Source organism: Flavobacteriaceae bacterium GSB9 (assembly GCA_022749295.1).
Taxonomy (GTDB): domain Bacteria; phylum Bacteroidota; class Bacteroidia; order Flavobacteriales; family Flavobacteriaceae; genus Flavisericum.
Window position 1 is genome coordinate 1134665 of sequence record CP062007.1, and the last position, 16921, is coordinate 1151585.

Sequence of the window (16921 nt, forward strand, 5' to 3'; positions counted from 1 at the left end):
TTATTGTACAGCTTCTTCTTTATTTCCTATTTTAAAACTGTTGATGTATCCAATTGGGTCTTTGGCATCGTATGTAGTGCCGTCTATAAAATCTGATGTTGGTGCTTTGTAGCCATCAGTCGTTGGAATATCTTCTTGAGGGATGTGCCCTTCTTCAACTAAAAGCTTAGCTGCTTTTTTCCAAATATCTGGACGGTATATGTCCTTAATAGTTTCTGAATACCACTCCGCTGGCTTAGAGTCTGGAATTTGCCCCCACCTTCTCATTTGGGTTAAGAACCAAATACCGTCTGAATAGAATGGATATGTGGCATTGTACTTGTAAAACACATTGAAATCAGGCATTTCTCTTTTATCACCTTTTTCAAATTCGAAGGTTCCCGTCATAGAGTTGGCCAATACCGCTTCATCGGCACCAACGTATTGAGACATTGACAATATTTTTACAGCCTCTGGTCTGTTTGATGGTTCATCCAACCATTTACCTGCTCTAATCAATGCTTTAGTAACAGCGATAGCTGTATTTGGGTTTTCTTCAACAAATTTTTTGGTCATTACAAATACTTTTTCCGGATTATTTTTCCAGATATCGTAGTTTGTGGTTACCGGCACTCCAATACCTTTAAATACGGCTTGTTGGTTCCATGGCTCACCCACACAATAACCATAAATAGTACCTGCTTCAAGTGTTGCTGGCATTTGTGGCGGAGGCGTTACAGACAGTAAAACTTCAGCATCGATTTGCCCCTGTACGTTTTCAGCAGTATACATACCTGGGTGGATGCCTGCAGCTGCCAACCAATATCTTATTTCGTAGTTGTGCGTAGATACCGGAAACACCATTCCCATTTTGAAGGCTTTACCGCTAGTTTTATATTCATTAATTACAGGCTTTAAAGCATCTGCTTTAATGGGGTGAATGGGTTTTCCATCTTCATCGGCAGGCACGTTAGGCTTCATTTTAGACCAAACGTCGTTAGAAACGGTAATACCATTTCCGTTTAGGTCCATTGAAAACGGTGTAACCAATTGGGCTTGGCGACCAAAACCAGCACCAGCCGCAATGGGTTGGCCAGCCAACATGTGCGAACCATCCAACTGACCATCAATTACACGATCTAATACGTTTTTCCAATTCGATTGCGCTTCAACAGAAACAAACAAGCCTTCATCTTCAAAAAAACCTTTTTCTTTTGCAATGGCCAAAGGCGCCATATCGGTTAATTTGATAAAACCGAAAGTTAATTGTGGCTTTTCAATATCCAATGTTTTTGTTTTTGAAGTTTCAGCCACAACAGTTTCTGCTATGTCTTTCTTTTCCTTCTTACCACCACACGCAAATAGCAATATGGCTACCGGTAAAATTAAAGTTGTTCTTTTTAGTAGAGATTTCATAATTATCGTTTTTTGTTTTAATTACGTAGTAATACTTATTTTTTGACAAAGATATACGTAGACGACCTTCTGTTCTATGACATTACCCATGTACACACGTCTTTTTACAACACAAGTAAACCTGCTAAAAAACATAAAAACTACACAAAATACTTGTTTACAGCAACTTAAAACACTTATTTATAGTATTTTAAACTACTTAAACAGGCAAAAAACTACTTAGATTTATAACTATTATTGGAAAATAATGAGGTATTAACAAAAATTCCTTTGTAACTACGCTGGAATTACTACGTAGTTTACTAAGGAACAACACTAGGAGAGTTAGTTTAATCTTCCAACGTCTTTAGCCACTCGTCTTGAGATAAGGCTATGTACTTCTTTTCATTTCCGTAAGGGTCTTCACCTCCGTCAAAATAATTTTGAATTACACGCATGGGTATAGTATCCGCCATTTTATTCGGAACCTTATATTTATGGTTACCGTGGAAATCGTGGCACTGAATGCAGGTAAACCATTCTTCTTTTGCAATTAAGTCTTTATGGGATATATCCAATGGATCGCCCTCCACCTCCAAATCCTGATGGCAATTCATACAGTAATTAATGGAGGCCACAGAAACGCGTTCTTCCTGATGTTCGGTATGGCAGGTAATACATGTGGTAGCATCAATATGCTGTACAGCCTCTTTAAAGCGTGGCTCCGAAAAACGATACGTAGGGTGCCGATCGTTTGGACGGTCGTGGCATTGCAAACAATTGTCTACAGTAACATCTTGGGTCCCAAAATCCACCCCGTGTTCTCGCATTCCGACAGCATGCGAAATATTAGATTGCACCTGCTGAACCAAATTACCCTTGGCATCGGCATGACAAGCAAAACACGACAAATCTTGGTGGCCAGTGTTCATTGGTCCGATGGAAACATATTGCTCTGTGGCATCCCATGTTAATACATAAAACAGGGAAACGCCCAGAAAAACACCTATCAAACCACCCCAAAACTGCCTTTTACGTAACGGACTAACTTTAAACATTAAAATTGAATCTTAAATTTCTAAAACCACTTTTTCACTTACTGGGTAACTAATACAGGTAAGTACCGCACCTTTATCAACTTCAGTTTCAGGAAGAAAATGACCTTCCGTCATTTTCACTTCTCCCTCTACACATGTTGCTTTACAAGTTGAACACATGCCAGACCTGCACGAATAGGGTATAACAACATTTTGTGACATGGCCTCCTGTAAAATAGACTTGTCACCCCGAACCTTTAACTCGTGCTGTTGCCCGTCTAATTTTATAGTAACATCGCTTATTAATTTACCGCCAGTTAATTTTACAACGGCCGGCTTGAATACCTCTACCTTAATATTTTCTCGTGCTACGCCACTGTCACAAAGAATACTTTTAACCGTTTCCATATAGCCAAAAGGCCCACAAATCATGTAAACATCATCTTTATAGTCCAAATCATGCTTTAGAAAGATTTTATCTACCAACTCCTTGGTTGCTAAACCGGCGTGATAATTATCTTTATTCGCTTTACCGGACGCGACAATGTGCTCAACAAAACACCTTTCGGGATATGATTTTTCTAAAGATTTAATCTCATCATGAAAAATAATTGAATCCATATTTTGATTCGCATATACCAATAACACTTTAGAACCAGGCTCTTCAGTTAAAACAGATTTTAAAATAGAAAATACCGGAGTAATCCCACTACCTCCCGCAAACAGAACGTATTGCTTCGCGGAATTTTTTTCTGGTGCAACGTAAAAAGACCCAGCTGGCCCCTCTACCTTAAGCTTGGCGCCTTTGTTTAAAACATCGTGCACATAATTTGAAACCAAACCGTTTTCAACACGCTTTATGGTTATTTTTAAATCTTTATCGGTGTAAGGATTGCTACTAAATGAATACGCTCTTTTGTGAACTACCTTATCTATAGTAACATGAATGGTTATAAACTGACCCGGTTTGTATTTTATTTTCCTAAATAAATTTCCATTCTTAAAACAGATACTTACTGCATCCTTGGTTTCCTCTATAATCTCCTTAATCTCTAACTTCATTCATTGAACTATTTATAGTAAAACACCATCGAAACATGAAACACTAACATGATAGTAACGATTATTGACAATGCCACATGTGAAATCATCCATCCTTTAAAAAAGGCGTCGCTACTATTTTTCACGACATCTAGGTTGAAATATCCCAATATGGTGTTCGAAAAAAATATATAAGAAAGCAGCAATAAGTACCCATACCCTAAAGAGATACTGTGTATGTAGAAAAGCAGCGGACTGAGCGCTCCCACCCATTTGTGAATGGTTTGCATAGACATGGCGTGTTTTCTAAACTTTTTGAGCACTCTAGTAAGCGTTAGCACCCATTGGAAAACAATAAACAATGCCAGCCCTAACCCCGACCAACGTTTATACATTTCTTCCTGCTGTAGCTGAAACAGCCAGTCCCATTGAAGGGTTAAAAAAAACTGTAAAAAGAACGCCGAAAGCAATATCAATCCAACAAGTGAAGACTTATTATTGATTATCATAAATATTTTAAGATTTCTTTTTTGAAGGTTTGGTTTTAAACCGGAATTGTATTCATGATTCCTTTAAGGTCAAACATCGAAACACCACTATTTTGTGGCCACCAAGTGCTTCATGGTTTCATAAGACGACAGTTTCTTTACGCTATCAAGAAAGACTTCGGCCGTTGGCAAATACTTACCCTCTTCTGGCCACTTATCGCCCACAACCGGTTTTTCACTTTCCTCGAATTTCGACACTTCATCTAAATATTCCATATAAATATCTACCGTCCCTTTTGCATAAGAACTTAAAACAGCGACGGTCTCTTTATAAGTCAATGAATCTTTTGGGTATTGCCAGGTAGTAGCTCCCATAACGTCGCCCAATTTCCAATCAGACTTAGTTGTTTGCGGATGCTTATTATGGCAAGACACGCATGCCCCAGCACTAGCTAAATCGGCAAACATAGCCGTGTGCAGTTTTTGGTCTTCATCATAAAAATACTGTGGTTTTTGGTCTTTTTTAATCTGCTTGAACAAGTCAGCCTGTTTTCCTTCAAATTTATTGGCTGCATTTACTGGAAAATCAGAACCCAAATATAAACCTAGTGGCACTGGGCTTTTTCTAATACTTGTCGCAACCCCTCTTAAAAATAAAGCCGGCAAAGGTCCCGCCTCAACATCGTCCTTCCTCCAGTCTTCGTCAAACTTCATGCCTTGTGCTTTTCCTTTTCCAACAATGGCCTTGGTATATAGAGTTCTGGTGACGTCATTTTCTTTGGCTACCATTTCTAAAACTTCTTCCACAGAAAACACTTTCTCAGCTGTATTGGCTTCCGATTTTTCCTCCGGAACACCTCCGCATGAGTTTAAAATAATTGAACTTAACGCTATGATAGATAAATTGTAAAAATATTTCATTGTAATTGCAGTTTTAATTATTAATAAGACGCCTTTATCATTACTCCAGACATTACTCCATAAACATCAATCCAGGCTCCTTTCACTTCTGGCGTAAAATCTTCGCCTAAACCCGCTTCAAGTGTTCCAATCAATGCAGCCCCAACAGTATCGTAATGGGAAGGTTCAACCTTATAAGCCACATGGCGTTTTCCCAAATCCTGCAATACGGGTATTAGCGCATCCAAATTACTCAACCCAGCAACTGCAGCCGCCAACATGGTCATGAGTTTATTACCCTGGGTTTTCATAGCTTCATCTCCTGTTGGAAATAAAGGTTTCAATTTAGGGTCCAATTCAAACAACTTGGAATAAAATATTTGTGCCGCTGTAGGCGCAATAGGCTTAACTTTTTCGAACGAATCTTGTACTAAGGCAATTGTTTTCTGCTCCATAGGTTTTATGTATTAAATTTATGCTTTCTTTTTTAATTAAGTATTAATACTTATTGTGGAGACAAAATTAAAAGATGCACAACTAACTAAGTATGAAATAAGATAGCCCGAAATAATCTTTTTGCACACACTAAATTCTGCCAAAACACAGGTTTTACATATAAACAAATGTTTATCAGGGTACTAAAATTTTATTGCAACAAAAAAACCATACGTAGAATACGTATGGCTTAAAGAAAAATTAACTTAAAAAAGAAGTTTAAGCGGGCTAACTATCTAAAAAAAAGTTATGCTCACTAATTTCATTCTTAAGAAGTTGAATGTCGTTAATACCTATTTTTTTTCCTTTTGTTACAATGAGTTTTTCCTTTTTAAGTGCCGAAAACATTCTGATGACCTGCTCTTCTGTAGTACCGGCATATTCGGCATATTCACGTCGGCTTAAAGGAACATCCAAAAAACCTTTATTGCTTCCAAACTTTCTATTAATGTACAATAACGTGTCGATAACACGCTCACGTACCGCCATTTGGGAAATTGACTTTACTTTTGATTCACTCTTATTCAATTCATTAGCATAAAATAGCATCAAATCGTACGCAAATTTCGGGTTGTTTTGAAGGGCGTTTTGAAGATAAGCCTTCGAAAAATAGCACAATACGCTATCCTCGAGTGCCACAGCACCTATAGAGTAACATTCTTCGGTACCGAAACCGCGATGCCCAATAATTTCGCCTTCTTTGGCAAAACGAACAATCTGCTCTCTACCATTTATCCCAGTCCGAAACACCTTAACCTTTCCTTTTAACACAAAGAACAATCCGTTTACGGGAGCACCTTCCATAATAAACTGTTGTCCTTTTTTGCATCGCAAATTGTTTTTTTCTACGTTTAAACCGCTTTCTTCCAACGAAGCTAAGTTTCTTTTTATAAGACAATTATTGTTTTCACAAACATCGCAAGTCACCTCCAGAGAATTTCGCTTTCTGGTGGATGAAGAAACGGTATGTAAACGGCTTGCTTGCAATTAAAGAAATATTACCTGCAGCAAATATAAGTATTAATACTTAATTCAAAGAAACAAATACTTATTTTTAGTAGCTTCACAAAATAAGCATCATATAATTTGTAGAATCTAAATTTTACGGCTTATAAATTCCGTTTATAAAAATGCTCCCGAAAATTCAGAAATACCCAATAGAACTAATTATAACACTTGCGAATAAATTTATTTGCTTAAAGTTTCCGTTAGATTACGTTTTCTAATAAAGGCCACAATCGCCACAAAAACCATAAAAATCATGAGTACATACACAAACGAAGGGATTGGTAACGGGTCTCCAGCTGCATAACTATGCAACCCTGCCATATAATAGTTGACGCCAAATGAAGTCATAATTATTAAACACATTATTGTGCGGTACATGGCAGTCGTTACAATTCGCCCATTCTCGATGTGAACTGTGCATCCAACTATTGTAAACAGGCGTCATAACGTGGCAATTCACACAAGCTTGCGGATTATCGGACATATACGACACCAATTCAGCTTCTTTAGCCATAAAAAAACCTAATCCAGTAATAACAGCAATTAAAAAAACAGCTACAGTTCTCCACCTTGATGTTTTGTCGGGAAGTATGTTTTTTTGAAGGTTCACAATTTATATTATTTAATATATTCCTATCACTTGCAATATTTCAAGGCTCGACCGCAAACAAAAATCCAGTATTTTTACTTTAAAAATGCTGATATTTATCATTTTTTAAAGATAAAAAAATCACCTTTCCTTAATGTTATGCACACATTAAACTTTGTTATTTTTCTTATATTTTATTGCCCCCAATTCAATGCCAATAGCCGTTTTAGCTAAAATAGTAAACACCAAAGCCCCTAATGCCCAAATGCCCAAAGTCACACCAATTTCAATTGATGTAGGCGTGTATTCGGCAATTTTACCATAAGGCCCTGGGATAAACCCAGGAACAATTAGTCCGAAACCTTTCTCAATCCAAATAGCCACGAACAAAATAAAACAAGCAAAGAAAAGCACTTTAAAATTGTTACGCAGTTTATGAAAAGTTAACAAAACTGTCGCTAAAACATTCAAAGGAATGGCAGTCCAAATCCAAGGTAATAAAGCGTCTTTTCCGTGAAGCCCAAAAAATAGATAGTAAGCACTTTCACTGTGATGGGTGGGAGCATAAAACTCCTTAAACAATTCAGAAATAAGCATAATCAAATTAATCTGTGCCGCTACGGTCACCACCATGGCTATTTTCTTTATGGTCTTATCTTCAATTTTAAACGCCGTGAAATTTCTTATAATGGCTAAAACCAAAATTATCAACGCGGGACCTGCCGCAAAGGCCGAAGCTAAAAACCGAGGGCCCAAAAGCGCATTGTTCCAAAACGGACGAGCTTGTAACCCTTGATACAAAAACGCCGTTACCAAGTGGATACCAACCGCCCAAAATACCGATAAAATAGCACCAGGCACATATACACCAGATTTGGCTTCCTTGCCTTGATAGTGTCTAAACAGAATATAAAACGGGATAGTAATATTTAGAAATAGGTAGCCATTAAGCACAATAACATCCCAGGTTAACATCGAATTCGGGAAATTAAATACTCCAACACCTGGAATCATGTGCCACAACACCGACGGTCCTCCCATATCGGCTACCACAAAAGCCAAACACATAATTAATGCCGCAACAGCTAATCCCTCTCCGATTAAAACGGCTTGCTTAAAATCAATATCTTTAAGGACATAAGTGGGCATTACCAACATAACAGCGGCAGCTGCCACACCTACCAAAAAGGTAAAATTAGAAATGTACAAACCCCAACTCACTCTATCGGTCATACCAGTTACACTAAGCCCCTCTTCCAACTGAATGGAATAGCAATACATGCCCACCAACATAATAAAGGTGAGCGCCCCCATCCAAATATGGTATTTTAAAGACCCACGGGTAACGGTGTCTAAACTATCTTTTACCAAACTTTTAAAAACCTTTAACTGTTTCATGTGTTCGTTTTAATTACTTTTAAAAGGCCATATACAACATGCATTTAATCCAACCTTTACTTTTACTAATCGAATTTCATCTATGGGTGTTCCATATAAATTCTTATAATCCATTTCTTTTAGTGCGTTTCCTCTTTATGCATTTTACCTTAAGCTTGCAGTAAGACTATCCACCACAAACACTCACTGCGCTTAGAACTTCCAACCCTATAACAAACGCCATACAGCCTTAATCCATAAAATACCAAAACTTAGGTTCGGTGCCCAAATCTTCTTTTAACCTAAATACCTTTTTATTTTCAAGCACCCACCTTATCGTACTATTGGGATCCAAGAGATTACCAAAAATACGAGCCCCTGTTGGACAAGCCTCAACACACGCAGGGTTTTTACCTGCTCTGGACCGCTGTACACAAAAAGTACATTTTTCCATCACGCCTTTTTTACGCATGCGATTGCCCAAATAATGCTGATTTTTATTTATTTCTTCCTCGGGTACTTCGGGCTTACTCCAATTGAACCGTCTCCCATCATAAGGGCATGCTGCCATACAATAGCGGCAGCCTACACACCAATCATAATCTACTACCACCAAACCGTCATCTTCTCGCCAAGTAGCCTGTACAGGACAAACCTCCACGCAAGGCGGGTTATCGCAATGGAAACATTGCGTACCCATATAAAAATGACCCTCCGCAGGCACTTCATGATAATAATTATCGTCAGCCTCATTAAAATTAAAGCCCTTGCCATCCTTCATTTCGTGAATACGAATGTACTGCATCTGCGAATTTCTATCTTGGTTGTTCTCCTCAACACAGGCACTTACACAATCCATATATCCTTGGCACTTCGATATATTGAATGCATAGCCATACAACACATCCTCTTCTGCGTTTTTGGAAGACATACTAATGTTCTTTCCGGTCCTCAACTCATAGGACCGCATCAAGCGCTCTACCGTTGCTTTTTTTTCATCATCATTCATCAGTTTATAGTTTCCCTTAAACTGTTCTTCCCAATCAATTTGTGCTTTTTCCTTGGTATCGTCGCCAGTAATAATACTGCACGACGTACTTACTGCCCCAGCACCTACCAACAAACTAGCGGTGAGTTTTTTAAAGGCTGAACGACGACTCATTTTAACATCAAAAACTTGGTCGAATCCGTCTTTAACCCGTTCCTCTCCAATAGAAGCGTTAATAGCAGCTTCGTTAAATTCTTCTTCAGACATTTGATGCTCAACAGAATTTGAACCGCAACCTCCCGAAGTTTTTCCACAGCTGCAAGCTGAGTACAACTCTTCCTTTTTTCTTCCAAGATTTAACGAAAACCATTTTTTCCTTTCATTGCTCATACCTATATTTTTAAAATCGTTAAAGGCATTTTACCTAGCTATTCTCTTTCTTTTACTTTTTGCGTATTGAAACGTGCCGGCCATCTAGACTCAAAGTGAGGCTTGTGTGGATTGTGGCAATTCACACAGGTCATCGATGCTCTTGGTGGTGCCCAGCCACCAATACGTTTTCCATGTGCACCACCCTTCCAGTCTTCAAACTGTTTGGTGTGGCACTGGTTGCATAAATTATAACTGTTGTTAAAGTCGATATGGTTGCCCGTTAAACTTTTTAAATCATCCATATTACCAGGGTTGTGGCAGGTAATACAATTCATCGTGTTTTGATTGGCATGGTCCAACTTGATATCCCAGTGTGCTTTTTGGAAATCACCATTCTTCATTTGTTCCAATGGTTTGGTGTGGCACTCGGCACATGCAAACATGTTCATTTCACCTTTACGCTCAGGGATTAGGAATGTGTGCTCGCCTTCGGTAATTTCAATCATTTCAACACCTTCAAAATAGGGTTCAGAAGTCAACGACGTACCATGATAATTTTGGCTTTCAGCTTCAATTTTGTCCATAACACCATGATATTCACCTTCACCATGCTTGCACGACAAGCATCCTAAAACAACCATAAAAAGGCATACTTTTTTTATTGTAAAAAATTTGCTACTGTACATAATCGCTCACCCTTTTAAAAGTTCCAATATCTGTTGTTTCTTTATTGTTTGGCACATGGCATTGCCTACAGTTTACCCGTTCGGGGTGTATTACCCTTATTTCTTTTGGTGCACTTGGCCCTGCATGGCAAGACAAACAATTTTCGTGCATTTGTATTTGGTGCGGAATTACAGGTGGACTACCCAACATGGCATTATTCACACCTACCTCTGGCGCTTTTATTTTTTCGAAATTTGTCTTTTTAAATAATCCAGATGATACTTGAGCTACGTGGCATTGGCGGCAGTTAATCATTTCGGGGTGCGGCGTTACTGGAGCATAAGCGTCAAACTTTGCAACAAACCCTCCATTTTGGTGACATTTTAAGCACACATCTTCACCCATGCTTCTCTCATTGGCCACGGGATGCGGAATACTTGGTGGTGCCCCATGGAACGCTCTATTTTTATAATAAGTTTTCAAACTACGTTGGTGGATTTCGTCTACTGGCATATTAGCATAGTCCAAAGCATGTTCTGAACGTTTGAACACTCCTGTTTCAGAAGGGATTAAAGTTATCGGATTCTTGTTTTCTATGGGAATATAAGCTTCTTCTTTTCCCGTTTGATAACTGATGTTCCAAACTAGAATAAAAGCGACAAACAAAATGATAAATAAGGATATAATTCCGAGTCTCTTCATAATTACACCTTTTCTACTTTAACGGCACATTTTTTATAATCAGGTTGTTTCGAAATAGGACAGAAAGCATCGAGTGTAACTTGATTAATCAACATATTTTCATCAAAAAACGGCACAAAAACCTGGTTTTTTTCGGGCACCCCTCTTTCGTTTACCGATGCCGGCAAGGTAATTTCACCTCGTCTTGACGATATTCTTACCTTATCTCCCGTTTTTATCCCCATATCCTTAGCCTGTTCGGGGTTCAACTCCACATAACCATGGGGCATGGCTTTGTGCAACACAGGAATCCTTCGTGTCATTGAACCTGTGTGCCAATGCTCTACTACACGACCAGTACATAACCAGAATGGGTATTCCACATCAGGTTCTTCGGGAGCAGGTTCGTAAGGACGCTGCCAAATTACGGCCTTACCGTCTGGTTTTCCGTAGAAATGGAATTTTTCACCGTTGCTACAAGCCGGATCGTATTCGGCATTAAAACGCCATTGTGTTGATTTGCCATCAACGTAAGGCCACTGTGCTCCAGGTTGTGATTTTAATACTTCCAAAGGTGCCATGGCGTGCTTTTTGCCTTCGTGGTGCCTTCTATATTCGTTATAAATTTCTTCAATGTGGGTTTCTTCTTTATAAGCAAACTGTTCTTCGAACCCTAAACGTTTAGCCACTTCAATAAGCTGCCACGTATCACTCATGGATTCTCCAGCGGGTTCTATCATTTTCTCAAAATATTGTGTACGGCGTTCTGAGTTACCATACATCCCCTCACGCTCAATCCACATTGCAGAAGGCAAAATAACATCTGCTATATCAGTAGTTGGTGTTGGATATACATCCGAAACGACAATAAAGCGACCTTCTTTTTTGGTAGCATTGCGATAACGCTTTAGTTTGGGCATAGTAACCATAGGATTGGTAACCTGAATCCACATAAATTTAATATCGCCTCTATCTAAAGCCCTGAACATTTCAACGGTGTGGTATGTGGGCTTTGGCGAAATGTTTTCGACGGGAACATTCCATATTTCAGCAGCATGCTTACGGTGTTCCTCATTCATCACCACCCCATGTGGCAATTTATGGGTTAATGTTCCTACTTCTCTAACAGTACCGCAGGCACTAGGCTGCCCCGTTAATGAAAACGGACTATTTCCAGGGGTTGAAATTTTTCCAGTAAGTAAATGGATATTATAGATAAGGTTGTTCATCCAGGTGCCACGGGTGTGCTGATTAGGACCCATACACCATAGTGACATTACTTTGGTGTTTGGGTTGCCATAATGTGCGGCCATATATTTAATGTCCTTGGCAGAAACCCCTGAAATTTTTTCTACTTTTTCAGGAGTATAATCACTCAAGAAGTTTTTAAAACCTTCAAACGAAATACCTTCGGGCTTATCGCTAAACTTATAATTGTCTTCCATACCATACCCCATATCTGTAAGCCCTTTGCAGAAATTACAATGTTTTTCTACAAAGGATTTGTTCACCCACCTATTTTTTATGATTTCGTAACAAATGGCATTAGCCACTGCCAAATCGGTTTGCGGCCTAAAAATAATGGACTTATCGGCCGCCATGCTGGTACGTGTTGTACGTGTAGCAAAATCTATAATTTTAACCCCTCTTTTCAAACGTTGATCTAACAGTCTTGAAAAAAGAACTGGATGCATTTCTGCCATGTTATTTCCCCATAGCACAAATACATTTGCATGGTCTATATCTTCGTAACATCCCATTGGCTCGTCTATTCCAAATGAAGTTAAAAAGCCCGTTACCGCACTAGCCATGCACAAACGGGCATTCGCCTCGACATTATTAGTACCGATACAACCTTTAAAAAATTTTGAAGCGACATAACCATCTGGAATCGTCCACTGTCCAGAACCGTAAATTGAAACAGCGTCTTTGCCGTGATTGGTAATTGTTTCCTTCATTTTAGAAGCAATCAAATCTAAGGCCTCTTTCATGGACGTTTCTACGTACTTACCGTTCTTTTTTACGAGCGGTTTAGTTAATCGGTCCTTTCCGTAAAGCGCCATTACCGAGTGATAACCTTTAACACAGCATAGCCCTTTGTTTACAGGCGATTTGGGATCACCTTTTACCGCTACAGCCTTACCGTTTTCAATTCCTACTAAAACACCGCAACCTACACCACAAAAACGGCATGGTGTTTTTTTCCAATCTAAGTTCCCACCTTTCGGAAGATTTTTTTCCTGTTCATCGGCAAACAATATGCCCGGAAACATGCTGGCAGCAGCCGTCATGGCCGACATTATGGCCATTTTTTTTATAAAACTCCTTCTATTGGTCAATGAAGTGTACATAATTAATTTTCTTTTGTTGTGGAAAAACCAGAAACCATAGCCAGTAGTTTTAAGTCATCAAGACTTTCTATGGTCTGTTTTAATTTATCTTCTTGTTCTTTATTATCAGTTTCGGTAACAACAATGAGTAAATCTTCGTTTTCGGCTGGGATAACTTCACAATTACGTAAAGCACTCAAAGCTTTAACAAGACTATGCTTTCTTCCTAACTGAGGGTGAGCTAAATAACTTGTAATTGGCATAAATTTTATTTAATAAAGACAAATCTATCTTACTTAAAAAACCTAAAACCTGACAATTGTCATATTTAGACTATTTACAATAAATCTAAATAAGATGAAATTCCAATACTTTAAAATACAAAAAAACCTTAAATTCGTTATATTTGCAAAGACATAACGATAAGCCCACTCATGATTTCTATTGAAAAAGCCATACAACTAGTAAAGCAACATATAGAACCGCTATTACGAGTAACAACAAAACCTATTGAAAAAGCAGGTGGCTACCAATTAATGGAAGACATACAATCGCCTATTAATATGCCTCCGTTTAGGCAATCGGCAATGGATGGCTATGCTTTAAACCTTCATGACCACTTAGACTATCATTTGATAGGTGAAATAAAAGCAGGTGATGAAAAACAACTTTTTCTAAAGCCAGGAGAAGCTATTAGAATTTTCACGGGAGCTGCCGTACCCGACTCTGCCAATGCCGTTATAATGCAGGAAAAAGTTTTGGTAAACGGTTCGAAAATTAACATTGGACAACAAATTGTACCAGAATACAATATACGTCCGTTAGGCGAGCAAGTAAAAAAAGGAGCCTTAGCTTTAAGAAAAGACACGAAGTTAACTCCCGCAGCCATTGGTTATCTATCATCACTGGGCATTTCAGAAGTTTCGGTATATAAAAAACCGTCCATTGCTATTGTTTCAACTGGTAACGAACTTGTGAACCTCGGTTTTGATTTGCCTTTCGGAAAAATTTACGAAAGCAACTCAAAAATGTTATTGAGCGCCTTATACAGCTTAAAATTTTACGATGTTTCAATACACAAAGTTCCAGACGATTACGCAAAAACCCTCTCAAAACTAAAAACCATCATTGAGCAAAACGATATGGTCATGATAACTGGGGGGATTTCGGTTGGCGATTATGATTATGTGGGAAAAGCTTTGAAAGAACTAGCTGTTGAAGAAGTTTTTTACAAAGTAAAACAAAAACCCGGCAAACCTTTATTCTTTGGAAAAAAAGAGGGCACCAATATCTTTGCTTTGCCCGGAAACCCAGCCGCTGCCCTCACCTGTTTTTATGTTTACGTATATATCGCTTTACAAAACATGATGGGTCGCGAGAACAATCAATTACCCTATATGAAAGCAAAATCGCTTTCAAATTTTGAGAAAAAGGGAGACCGCCCGCAATTTTTAAAGGCTATTTATATTAAAGGAAATGTTGAGATATTGGAAGGCCAAAGTTCGGCCACACAACATACTTTTGCCTTGTCGAACGCACTGGTTTTTATTCCAGAGCATGTCACTAAAATAGAAATTAACGATAGCGTTGAAACCATATTATTACCCGTCTAACATGGATTACAAAATAAAAAGCAGAATATGGATTGAGTCTGATAGCAACGTATTATTAGGCGAAGGCCGTGTAAAATTATTGAAAGCTATCGATGAAACAGGATCACTTTCAAAAGCTGCAAAGTCCCTTAACCTATCCTATAAAAAAGCTTGGCACTTAATAGATTCGGTTAACAAATCTGCAAAAAAACCGGTAACCATAAATAGTATTGGCGGTAAAGGTGGCGGCGGTGCTGAATTAACCGATTACGGAAAATCGCTAATTGTTGCGTTTGACGATATCAACAAAAACTGTTGGGAATTTTTAGACCAACAATTAACTAAAATAAAAGAACTGTAAAATGCTCCAAACCGAAAACTTATACGGCTTTTTGTTTATGCTGCCCGTTGTTGCTTTTTTATATTCTAGCGTTGGACATGGCGGAGCTAGTGGCTATTTAGCACTAATGGCTCTGTTTTCATTTCCTCCTGAAACCATGAAACCCACGGCATTACTACTTAATTTATTTGTTGCCGGCATATCGTTTTTCTATTATTATAAAGGCGGTTTTTTCAATAAAAAACTTTTTCTGCCATTCGCGCTAACTTCCATTCCATTAGCATTTCTAGGTGGAACCTTAGAAATCGAGGCCGCTTTTTACAAAAAAATACTAGCGGTTCTATTGGTGTTCGCCATTTTAAAAATGTTGAATGTCTTTGGAAAAGAAAGCAAAGCCATAAGAGAGGTTAAACTCTGGCAAGGTATTTTGGTTGGTGGTATCATCGGATTTTTTTCGGGACTCATTGGTATTGGTGGCGGCATCATTTTAACACCAATCATTTTACTCTTTCACTGGGGGAAAATGAAAGAAGCCGCAGCCGTTTCGGCACTTTTTATCTGGGTGAATTCTGCCGCTGGACTTATTGGTCAAATAAGTAGCGGAGTGCAATTGGAAAGTGCTTCATTCATTATGGTTGGCATTGCCTTAATTGGCGGAATTTTAGGTGGCTACTTCGGAAGCAAAAAAATAAACAACAAAAACCTAAGATATATTTTGGCGTTCGTTTTAATTATAGCATGCATAAAATTAGCTTTCACTTAAATGATTGATAAAAACGACATAACAGGTATTATTTTGGCGGGGGGAAAAAGCTCAAGAATGGGTACGGACAAAGGTTTTCTGTCTCACAACGGTAAACATTTTGTTCAGCACAGTATTGATGCCCTAAAGTCTTTAACTTCTGAAATTATTATTGTTTCAGACCACGAAGCCTATGATATTTTCGGATTAAAACGAGTAACAGACAATATAAAAAATGCAGGTCCCTTAGCTGGAATTTGCTCTGGTTTGCAACATTCAAAAACCGAGTACAATTTGATTTTGAGCTGCGATATTCCGTTAATCACTTCCGAAGTCTTAAAAAAATTGGTTGATGCGGTTGATAGCACCTCGGATATAGTTCAAACGGAAAGCAACGGAAAATCGATGCCTTTAGTCGCCCTGTACAAAACAGCTTGTGCCAGAAAACTGAACGCGCTTTTTCAAACCGATGAAAGGCGATTACGGGTGGCTGTTTCCCATTTTAATGTTAAAACGGTGTCATTAAATATTGAAGAACAAAAAACTACCATGAACGTGAACACCAAAGAAGAATTCAAACAAATTGAAAATGAACATAACCATTAAATATTTCGGACAAATTGTTGAAGTCACCCAGCAAAACGAGGAACAATTGGAGTTTTCAGGAAACTTAGTTGGCGAACTTCTGGATGTGCTCCATTCAAAATACGGTGCTTTGAAAACCAAAGATTTTCAAGTGGCCCAAAACCAAGAATTGGTTTCAAAAAATGAAAAACTAACGGGGCAGGATATTGCCTTATTACCACCTTTTGCAGGGGGGTAGAAACATTTGGACGCAATACTTAATTGTCATTACGAGGAGGAAACGACGAAGCAACCTTTCAAAAAGATTGCTATCATA

Annotated in this window: 19 protein-coding genes; 5 read left to right on the forward strand and 14 right to left on the reverse strand. The window is 38.4% G+C overall.

Features of this window, described 5'->3' with window-relative positions:
• From GSB9_00951 to GSB9_00965, 14 genes are all read right to left on the reverse strand, one after another.
• Positions 1-1395 (reverse strand): ABC transporter substrate-binding protein, encoded by a 1395-nt coding sequence (locus tag GSB9_00951; GenBank protein ID UKM64403.1) that lies wholly within the window; start codon positions 1393-1395, stop codon positions 1-3.
• Between the two features lie 329 nt (positions 1396-1724).
• Positions 1725-2432, reverse strand: a complete 708-nt coding sequence (locus tag GSB9_00952) for a cytochrome c3 family protein (GenBank protein UKM64404.1) — start codon at positions 2430-2432, stop codon at positions 1725-1727.
• 12 nt (positions 2433-2444) lie between these two features.
• Positions 2445-3473 carry a ferredoxin--NADP reductase gene (locus GSB9_00953; GenBank protein ID UKM64405.1) on the reverse strand — a complete coding sequence of 343 codons (1029 nt, stop codon included), beginning with the start codon at positions 3471-3473 and terminating at the stop codon, positions 2445-2447.
• Between the two features lie 8 nt (positions 3474-3481).
• Positions 3482-3961, reverse strand: a complete 480-nt coding sequence (locus tag GSB9_00954; protein ID UKM64406.1) for a hypothetical protein — start codon at positions 3959-3961, stop codon at positions 3482-3484.
• Between the two features lie 87 nt (positions 3962-4048).
• Complete coding sequence (locus GSB9_00955) at positions 4049-4861, reverse strand: DUF3365 domain-containing protein (protein ID UKM64407.1); 813 nt, start codon at positions 4859-4861, stop codon at positions 4049-4051.
• 20 nt (positions 4862-4881) lie between these two features.
• Complete coding sequence (locus GSB9_00956) at positions 4882-5295, reverse strand: globin domain-containing protein (GenBank protein ID UKM64408.1); 414 nt, start codon at positions 5293-5295, stop codon at positions 4882-4884.
• 268 nt (positions 5296-5563) lie between these two features.
• A complete protein-coding gene (locus GSB9_00957) occupies positions 5564-6322 on the reverse strand; it encodes a Crp/Fnr family transcriptional regulator (GenBank protein UKM64409.2) in 759 nt (252 codons plus the stop codon).
• A gap of 325 nt (positions 6323-6647) precedes the next feature.
• Complete coding sequence (locus GSB9_00959; GenBank protein ID UKM64411.1) at positions 6648-6953, reverse strand: NapC/NirT family cytochrome c; 306 nt, start codon at positions 6951-6953, stop codon at positions 6648-6650.
• A gap of 147 nt (positions 6954-7100) precedes the next feature.
• Entirely contained in the window at positions 7101-8330 is a 1230-nt protein-coding gene (nrfD, locus tag GSB9_00960; protein UKM64412.1) for a polysulfide reductase NrfD, read from the reverse strand.
• A 229-nt stretch (positions 8331-8559) separates the two neighbouring features.
• The gene (locus tag GSB9_00961) at positions 8560-9687 is read right to left on the reverse strand and encodes a 4Fe-4S dicluster domain-containing protein (protein ID UKM64413.1); all 1128 of its coding nucleotides are present in this window, start codon (positions 9685-9687) and stop codon (positions 8560-8562) included.
• A gap of 38 nt (positions 9688-9725) precedes the next feature.
• On the reverse strand, positions 9726-10355 hold the full coding sequence (locus GSB9_00962) for a cytochrome C (protein ID UKM64414.2): 630 nt from the start codon (positions 10353-10355) through the stop codon (positions 9726-9728).
• A complete protein-coding gene (locus tag GSB9_00963; protein ID UKM64415.1) occupies positions 10345-11037 on the reverse strand; it encodes a nitrate reductase cytochrome c-type subunit in 693 nt (230 codons plus the stop codon). Before GSB9_00963 ends, GSB9_00962 begins: the two co-directional genes overlap by 11 nt.
• A 2-nt stretch (positions 11038-11039) precedes the next feature.
• Entirely contained in the window at positions 11040-13367 is a 2328-nt protein-coding gene (locus GSB9_00964; protein UKM64416.1) for a molybdopterin-dependent oxidoreductase, read from the reverse strand.
• A 2-nt stretch (positions 13368-13369) separates the two neighbouring features.
• A complete protein-coding gene (locus GSB9_00965) occupies positions 13370-13609 on the reverse strand; it encodes a hypothetical protein (protein ID UKM64417.1) in 240 nt (79 codons plus the stop codon).
• A 171-nt stretch (positions 13610-13780) separates the two neighbouring features.
• Between GSB9_00965 and GSB9_00966 the strand changes: the two genes are divergently transcribed.
• The 5 genes from GSB9_00966 to GSB9_00970 are packed head-to-tail and all read left to right on the forward strand — an operon-like array spanning position 13781 to position 16843.
• A complete protein-coding gene (locus tag GSB9_00966; protein UKM64418.1) occupies positions 13781-14959 on the forward strand; it encodes a molybdopterin molybdotransferase MoeA in 1179 nt (392 codons plus the stop codon).
• Between the two features lies 1 nt (position 14960).
• A complete protein-coding gene (locus tag GSB9_00967; protein UKM64419.1) occupies positions 14961-15299 on the forward strand; it encodes a LysR family transcriptional regulator in 339 nt (112 codons plus the stop codon).
• Position 15300: 1 nt separating this feature from the next.
• Positions 15301-16041 (forward strand): sulfite exporter TauE/SafE family protein, encoded by a 741-nt coding sequence (locus GSB9_00968; GenBank protein UKM64420.1) that lies wholly within the window; start codon positions 15301-15303, stop codon positions 16039-16041.
• Positions 16042-16626, forward strand: a complete 585-nt coding sequence (locus tag GSB9_00969) for a molybdenum cofactor guanylyltransferase (protein ID UKM64421.1) — start codon at positions 16042-16044, stop codon at positions 16624-16626.
• Complete coding sequence (locus tag GSB9_00970; GenBank protein UKM64422.1) at positions 16610-16843, forward strand: MoaD/ThiS family protein; 234 nt, start codon at positions 16610-16612, stop codon at positions 16841-16843. Before GSB9_00969 ends, GSB9_00970 begins: the two co-directional genes overlap by 17 nt.
• The last annotated feature ends 78 nt before the right edge of the window (positions 16844-16921 follow it).